Annotated in this window: 8 protein-coding genes; all 8 read right to left on the minus strand. The window is 62.8% G+C overall.

Annotated elements, in window-relative coordinates:
- Window positions 1-83 precede the first annotated feature (83 nt).
- Complete coding sequence (gene smpB, locus B3C64_RS00365) at window positions 84-563, minus strand: SsrA-binding protein SmpB (protein WP_291532954.1); 480 nt, start codon at window positions 561-563, stop codon at window positions 84-86.
- A gap of 72 nt (window positions 564-635) precedes the next feature.
- Window positions 636-2132 carry a CHAP domain-containing protein gene (locus tag B3C64_RS00370; protein ID WP_291532955.1) on the minus strand — a complete coding sequence of 499 codons (1497 nt, stop codon included), beginning with the start codon at window positions 2130-2132 and terminating at the stop codon, window positions 636-638.
- Window positions 2133-2271: 139 nt separating this feature from the next.
- The gene (gene ftsX / locus B3C64_RS00375; RefSeq protein WP_291532956.1) at window positions 2272-3195 is read right to left on the minus strand and encodes a permease-like cell division protein FtsX; all 924 of its coding nucleotides are present in this window, start codon (window positions 3193-3195) and stop codon (window positions 2272-2274) included.
- Window positions 3195-4475 (minus strand): cell division ATP-binding protein FtsE, encoded by a 1281-nt coding sequence (gene ftsE / locus B3C64_RS00380; RefSeq protein WP_291532957.1) that lies wholly within the window; start codon window positions 4473-4475, stop codon window positions 3195-3197. Before ftsE ends, ftsX begins: the two co-directional genes overlap by 1 nt.
- A gap of 97 nt (window positions 4476-4572) precedes the next feature.
- Entirely contained in the window at window positions 4573-5703 is a 1131-nt protein-coding gene (gene prfB, locus B3C64_RS00385; protein WP_291532958.1) for a peptide chain release factor 2, read from the minus strand.
- Between the two features lie 197 nt (window positions 5704-5900).
- Window positions 5901-6032 (minus strand): hypothetical protein, encoded by a 132-nt coding sequence (locus tag B3C64_RS00390; protein WP_291532959.1) that lies wholly within the window; start codon window positions 6030-6032, stop codon window positions 5901-5903.
- 127 nt (window positions 6033-6159) lie between these two features.
- Window positions 6160-6639, minus strand: coding sequence for a 23S rRNA (pseudouridine(1915)-N(3))-methyltransferase RlmH (gene rlmH / locus B3C64_RS00395; RefSeq protein WP_291532960.1), 480 nt, complete (start codon window positions 6637-6639; stop codon window positions 6160-6162).
- A gap of 275 nt (window positions 6640-6914) precedes the next feature.
- Window positions 6915-7403: DapH/DapD/GlmU-related protein (locus B3C64_RS00400; protein WP_291532961.1), on the minus strand; the 489-nt coding region annotated here is incomplete at its 5' end.

A 7403-nucleotide genomic window follows, 5' to 3' on the forward strand; every position in this document is an offset into this window, starting at 1 on the left:
GTCTGGCTTCCTTTCATGCCGTGGAAGGAAACCAGACGTTCTGAGCACCTACCGGATGCCTGCATGATGCAATCAGGACGGATTCAGCGCACCATTTTGTTCGCGTACCGCATGGCACGCAGGGCCTCGCGCTTGTCCTGCGCCTCACGCAGCGCCTGACGCTTGTCGAATTCCTTCTTGCCTCGTGCGAGCGCGATTTCCGCCTTGACGCGGCCATCCTTGAAATACAGGCTGAGCGGAATGATGGTGAAGCCCTTCGCCTGGGTCTGACGCGCGAGCTTGTCGATCTGCGCGGCGTGCAGCAGCAGCTTGCGCTTGCGCTTCGGCGCGTGGTTGTTCCATGTGCCGTTGAGGTATTCGGGAATGTTGGCGCCTTCCAACCAGATCTCGCCACGCCTGTCGATGGTGATGAACGATTCCGCCAATGACGCGCGTCCTTCGCGCAGGGATTTCACCTCGGTGCCGGTCAATACCAGTCCGGCCTCGTATTTGTCTTCGATGGCATAGTCGTGACGCGCCTTCTTGTTCTGCGCGATCATCTTGGTTCCCTGTTCCTTGGCCATTGTTTCCCTCCTTTCGTCCGATTCGACAATGCGCCGCCGGCACCATGTGCCGACGACGCGATGCCAGCGATTTCAGTAGTGGATGTACTGGTATGCGCCGGAATTGGAAATGGTCTCGTATGCCGGGAAGGTGGAGAATCCGGTGCCGCCTTCGGAGATCAGCACCGAGCCGTCCGAGTTCACACGTTCCACGACGGCGACGTGGCCATACTGCCAGTCGGCGGTCCAATGGCCTCCGACGCTTTGGCCGCGCGCGAACACCATGGCCGCGCCGACATGCGGCGTGTTGTTGACCAGATACCCCAAGCTGCGCGCGGTGTTCGCCCAGTCTCCGCCATTGCCCATGTAGGAGCCCACCGGAAGGCTGAGCTGGGAACGGCGCAGATACGCCCACAACGTGCATTGACGTGCCGGGTATGCGGAACCGCCCACCGTGTTGCCGGTGTTATGCCCATAGCAGTATCCGGAGCCTGCCGGGCAGTTGCCGGGAACCGAATAGTTCATACCGCTGGCGCCGCCGCTGTTGCCCGAATTCGAGCTGCCCGAGTTACTGGAACCGCTCGAACCGCTGGAAGCCGAACCGCCGGAGCTGCCGCCACTGGAAGCACCGCCGCTCGAACCGCCGGCGGAGCCACCGCTTGAGGAGCCGGAGGACTGCGACGAACCGCCGCTGACCTGCTGCTGGTTGTTGCCCGGAGTGGCCGCGGCGCTGCTGCTGTTCGCGTATTGGCTGTTCATCGCGTCGATCTGCGACTTCATGGAGACGATCTCGGCCGCTTCCTTTGCGCTTTGCGTGGTCAGCTGGCTTTTCTGCGATTCCAGCTTTTCGCGTTTCGCCGTACCCTCATCGCGCAACTGTTGCAGTTCGGCCTGCTTGTCGCTTGCCGCGTCGGCGGCCTGCTGCGCGGCATCGGCCTGCTTGTCGGCCTCGGCCTTCAACTGGGTGATCTTGGTTTCGATGGCGCTGAGACGCTGCTTGCGGTTCATCGACGTGTTCAACTCGTTCGCGGCGTCGGAGGCCGCGTTCGCCTCACTGCGGGTGACGGCCGCCTCGGACTGCATCTTGCTGACGAATTCGTCCGTCGTGGTGGCGTTGGTGACCACGTCGAGCACGTCGGAGGCGTCGGAGCCGTGGAAGCTCTCCCTGGCAAGCTGCGCGACCGCGGCCTTGGCGTCATCGTAGTTCGCGCCGGTCTGCTCGATCTCCTTTTCCAGATCCTCCTTGTCCTGCTGGGCCGCGGTCAGTCGTTCCGCGGTGGCCTCGGCCTGGCTTTTCGCCTGTTGCGCGGCCTGCTGCGCGGATTCGGCGGCCTTCACCGCCGCGGGAATCTGATTGTCGTTCAAATCGGCAAGCTGCAGGACGATGTCGGCCAGATCGCTGCTCACGCCGGCGAGCTGTGCCTTCAGCTTGGCATGGTCGGCGACCTTCGACTGGTATTCGGATACGCTCACGGCCTTGGCTTCAGGCGCCGGCGCGGTCATCGTGGCCATGCCCGCGGCGCACAGCATCGTGGCCGACAGCATGACGCCCACGATGGAACGTGTCCTGCGAATTACATTTCTTGACATGAAAGCCTTCCTGAACATATTGGCACTGCTCGGCATTATACAGAACGCATCTCGAAATCCAAGCGGCGTTCGCTGGGAACCATCCGTCCCCGCGCACGCCGCCATGAACGTCGATTCGCACGTGCGGTACCCTATCTGGTCAGACCTTGAGATACTTCCTCAAAGAGAATCCGGAGGCGATGATGGAAAGCAGCACCGCGCCGACAATCAGCGCCGGGGCGACCATCCATACCGACCGCTGCGTGATCAACGGTATCCATTGCACGTTTTTGGCGAGCCAATCGGTGATGAACACCTTCACGATGCCGCCCAGAGCCGCGGACGCGAGCACCGAGCCGAGCAACGACGCGAACACGCCTTCCAGGATGAACGGCAATCGAATCGTCCAATTCGACGCACCGACCAGACGCATGATCTCCGTCTCGTTCTTTCGGGACGCGGCGCTCATGCGGATGGTCGTGCCCGTCAGCAGAATCGCGACGACGACCATCACGCCCGCAAGCACCACAGCCACCGCGGTGGCGCGATTGAGCACGGTGAACACCGGATCGAAGATCTTGCGCTGGTCCTGCACCTCCTCGACGCCGTTGCGTCCGCTCAGGATTTCGGAGACCACCTGGTATTTGGTCGGATCGCTGAGTTTCAGGCGCAACGACGCCTGCATATCGGCGGCGGTCAGCGTTCTGCCTTGGTAGACGCCATTGGGGTATTGCTTGAGGAACGTGTTCTTGTAGAAGTCCTCGCGGCTCACGTAGGTGATTTTGGAGACGACCTTGCCGGCCTCGTCATGGATGAGGTTCTCCAGATCGACGATCTCCTGATCGGTCGGCGCGGCGCCCGTCGAGCAGGTGGCCGCCTGGCTGGTGCCATCAGGGCACAGCCACACCACGACCTCGACCTTGTCGTACCACTCCCCTTTGGCCTGGTTGACCTGCACCTGCATCAGCGTGGAGGCGCCGATGAACAGGAAGGAGATGAAGGTGACCAACGTGACGGAGATGATCATCGACACGTTGCGGGTGAGGCTGCTCCATGTTTCGGAAAGGATGAAACGCAAACGCATCAGTGGTTCTCCTTAGCTTCCTCGGTTTCCCCGTTGCGGGTTTCCTCGCCACGGGTCTCGCCGCGATCCGCGGTGCCGGCGGATTCAGCCTGCTGCGAGGATTCCGTTCCCTGCGAAGCCGGCGATGCCGGAGGGGCCGGCGGTGCCGGCGGAACCGGCGAGACGGGCGCCGCATCGGTCGTGGGTGCCGTGCTGGCAGGCGCCGCATCGGTCGGCGCCGCATCGGTTTCCTGGTTCGTAGCGGATTCGGCGAGGTTCAGCCCCTTGCCCCAGGTCATGGTCGTTTCCGCGGGCGCGAATGCCTCGCCGTAACGTCCGGTGCGACCGTTGTGCACGGTCCGGGCCAGACGCGCGATTCCGGAATCGCCGCTGCCGTTGGTGACGGCGTCCGCCACGATGTTGACCGCGTTCGCCGCGGTTTCGGCGCGGTTCGAGCCTTCGACGTTGACCATGCCGATCGTCGGAGCGTCGGCGGATGGAGCCGCCACGCCATGCCCGGAGCCCTGCGGACGGTATTTCGCGTCGTTCCGCTGGCCGCCGCCCAACGCCTGATGCGCCTTGGAAGCGACTTCGGCATCAGGGAAATACAGTGCGGAATCGTAGGAACCGTGTTCCTCGTCGCGCACGATCCGGCCGTTGTGCAGTTCGACCACGCGCTTGCGCATGGAGTTGACGATCTCCTCGTTGTGCGTGGCCATGACGACGGTGGTTCCCGTGCGGTTGATGGCGTCCAGCACCTCCATGATGCCGAGCGAGGTGGTCGGATCGAGGTTGCCGGTGGGCTCGTCGGCGAGCAGAATCTGCGGATGGTTCACATATGCGCGGGCGATGGCCACACGCTGCGCCTCGCCGCCGGAAAGCTCCTGCGGGTAGTTGTTCTCCTTGCCGGTGAGCCCAACGGTCTCCAGCACCTTCGGCACCAACGATTTGATGGAGGAACGGCTGGTGCCGATCACTTCCAATGCGAACGCGACGTTCTCCCACACCGTTTTGTTGTTCAGCAGCTTGTAGTCCTGGAACACAAAGCCGATGGTGCGGCGGTAATGCGGCACCTGCCGCGTCGACAGACGGCGCAGATCGTTGCCGCCGACGTGGATCTCACCGTCGGTGGCCTCCTCCTCACGCAGCAGCAGACTCAGCAATGTGGTTTTGCCGGAGCCGGAAGCGCCCACCAGAAAGACGAAATCACCTCGTTTGACGTTGAGACTGATGTCGTCCAATGCGGGACGAGTGCTCTTCGGATAGACCTTGCTCACGTGTTCCAGCGAAATCAGCGCCATCGAACTCCCCCTTTATTGCCGGTTTATCTGTTGCCCGTCCCGGCCGAAGACGTTTTACGCTTTCGGCTGAGACGATGCCTGCCGTTATGCCCGAACCTTAGTTTTCCGATTCTTCGGCGGCCGCGCGACGCTGTTCGTGACGCCAGCGGATGCCCGCCTCGATGAACGCGTCGATGTCACCGTCGAACACGGCCTGGGTCTGCGAGGTCTCGTATCCGGTGCGCAGATCCTTGACCATCTGGTACGGATGCAGCACGTAGGAACGCATCTGGTCGCCCCAGCTGGCCTTGATGTCGCCGGCGAGCTCCTTCTTCTTCTTGGCCTCCTGCTCGTGGCGCAGCACCAGCAGTCGGGACTGCAGCACGGCCATGGCGGCGGCGCGGTTCTGGATCTGCGAGCGCTCGTCCTGCATGGTCACGACGATGCCGGTCGGGATGTGGGTGATGCGCACCGCGGAGTACGTGGTGTTCACGCCCTGGCCGCCGGGGCCGGAGGAGCAGTAGGTGTCGACGCGGATTTCGGAATCCGGCACGTCGATGTGGTCGGTGGCCTCGACCAGCGGCACGACCTCCACGGCGGCGAAGCTGGTCTGGCGGCGGCCCTGGTTGTCGAACGGGGAGATGCGCACCAGGCGGTGCGTGCCGCCTTCCACGCTCATGCGTCCGTAGGCGTAGGGAGCGTCCACCTGGAACGTGGCGGACTTGATGCCGGCCTCTTCCGCATAGGAGGTGTCCATCACCTTGGCCTTGTAGCCGTTGCGCTCAGCCCAGCGCAGATACATGCGCAGCAGCATCTGCGCGAAGTCCGCGGCATCGACGCCACCGGCGCCGGAGCGGATCGTCACGACGGCGGAACGCTCGTCGTATTCGCCGTCGAGCAGGGTCTGGATCTCCATGTCGTCGAGGTCCTTCTGAATGCTCTCCACCTCGGCGCGCGCCTCGGCGAGCGTGTCGGCGTCGTCTTCCTCCCGGCCGAGTTCAACGAGGGTCTCCACATCCTCGATGCGCTGGCCGGCGGAGGCGAGGCGCTTGAGCTGGGACTGCACGGCGGAAAGCTTGCTGGTCACCTTCTGCGCGTGTTCGGGATCGTCCCACAGGCCCGGTTCCGCGGCCTGCGTTTCGAGTTCCTTGGCCTGTGCCTTGAGACGGTCGACGTCGAGGGCCTTGGAAATGGATTCGTACTTGGCGCGAGCCTCGCCAATCGCGTGGGAATAATCAAATTCTGCCATCGTTTACACCATACATTTCTTACTGTGTTTTTCGTGTTCTGACATGGAGCCGCTCACAGCCCCCGCACAATTCATGGGATGTGTTCCACGTGCTTTCGGACTTCTCCCGTTCACGAGCCGCGAACCTGCCCGTGCCCTCGCGCGTCGCATCGCGCCGGAGAAGATAAGCCCGCTTCGAACCGTGCGGACAGCAGAGGTCAAAGACCCGCGTAGATAGCGGGAATGACCAGACTCAGAAGCATCGCCGCGGCGATGACGATGCACACCGTGCGCACCATGGTGCGGCGACGGCGTTCCCGCTGCTCGCGTTCGCTTCTGAAGTCACTCATACGGCATGAGTATACGCAACCGCTTCTACTTTGCCTGAATGCGGGCGACGGCGCGCCCACCGTTCCGCACCGGCCGGCGCGCTTCGCGTCGTCACGGATATCGGCTTGCGCGGTGACGCCTCCGAAATCACTTATGGTAGGGCTCGCCGGCGTTGATCTTGTACGCGCGGTAGATCTGTTCCAACAGGATGACGCGCATCAGCTGGTGCGGGAACGTCATCTTCGAGAAGCTCAGCAAATAGTCGGCGCGCTTGAGTATCGCAGGATCAAGCCCGAGCGAGCCGCCGATGATGAGCTGGATGTGGCTGGTGCCGTGCAGTCCGAGGTCGTTGATTTTCGCGGCGAGCTGTTCGCTGGTGAGCTGCCTGCCCTCGATGGCCAACGCGATGACGTAGGCGTCGTCGCGGATGTGCTTGGCGATGCGTTCGCCTTCTTTGGCTTTGATCTGCCGTTCCATGCCTTCGCTGGCATGTTCCGGGGTTTTCTCGTCGGCGACTTCGACGATGTCGAGCTTGCAGTACCGGCCCAGTCGTTTCGAATATTCCTCGATGGCGTCGCGCAGGTACCGTTCCTTCACCTTGCCGACGGTGATCAATGTGATTCTCAATCGTTCCCCATTCGCTTGGCGTTCCGATGATCCACATTCACGATACCGATATTCACCGTCAATGACGCGATGGTGGTCGGGAACCATCATGATTCCCGACCACCATCGTTCATGATTCCGCGGGAATTCGCGGACGGTCGGCAGATGCGACGGCCATTCCCATCCGTTTCCGTGAATCCCATGGAACGCATGTTCCATGGCCGCCGCGACGCCTCCGCGGTTCTGTAGTCTCCGCGGAAGCCGCATGGGACGCGCGGACGCGCACATTCGCTCGCTTAGTTCTTGTGCAGCTTCGCGTTGAGTTCGATGCCGGTCTTGCGGTAGCGGGCCTCGATGCGGCCGGACACGGAGTTGCGGATGAACAGGATGTTGTTCTTGCCCGACAGTTCGGCGCCCTTGACGGTTTCGAGCGGTTCGCCGGCCGCGACCTTGGCCTTGTCGTAGATGGTGACCTTGGTGCCAGCGGTGACGTACAGGCCGGCTTCGACCACGCAGTTGTCGCCGAGCGAGATGCCGATGCCGGCGTTCGCGCCGAGCAGGGAGTGCTCGCCGATGGAGTTCTTCAGCTTGCCGCCACCGGAGAGGGTGCCCATGATGGACGCGCCGCCGCCGATGTCGGAGCCGTTGCCGACGACGACGCCCTGGGAGACGCGGCCTTCGACCATGGAGACACCGAGCGTGCCGGCGTTGAAGTTCACGAATCCGGCGTGCATGACGGTGGTGCCTTCGGAAAGGTGCGCGCCCAGACGCACGCGGTCGGCGTC

Source organism: Bifidobacterium sp. UBA6881, assembly GCA_002451435.1.
Taxonomy (GTDB): domain Bacteria; phylum Actinomycetota; class Actinomycetes; order Actinomycetales; family Bifidobacteriaceae; genus Bifidobacterium.

Excerpts from the sequence above, each read along its gene's own strand:
- B3C64_RS00390 (WP_291532959.1), bottom strand. The coding sequence starts at position 6,032 with ATGAGTGACTTCAGAAGCGAACGCGAGCAGCGGGAACGCCGTCGCCGC.
- ftsX (WP_291532956.1), bottom strand. The coding sequence starts at position 3,195 with ATGCGTTTGCGTTTCATCCTTTCCGAAACATGGAGCAGCCTCACCCGC.
- ftsE (WP_291532957.1), bottom strand. The coding sequence starts at position 4,475 with ATGGCGCTGATTTCGCTGGAACACGTGAGCAAGGTCTATCCGAAGAGC.
- smpB (WP_291532954.1), bottom strand. The coding sequence starts at position 563 with ATGGCCAAGGAACAGGGAACCAAGATGATCGCGCAGAACAAGAAGGCG.
- B3C64_RS00370 (WP_291532955.1), bottom strand. The coding sequence starts at position 2,132 with ATGTCAAGAAATGTAATTCGCAGGACACGTTCCATCGTGGGCGTCATG.
- prfB (WP_291532958.1), bottom strand. The coding sequence starts at position 5,703 with ATGGCAGAATTTGATTATTCCCACGCGATTGGCGAGGCTCGCGCCAAG.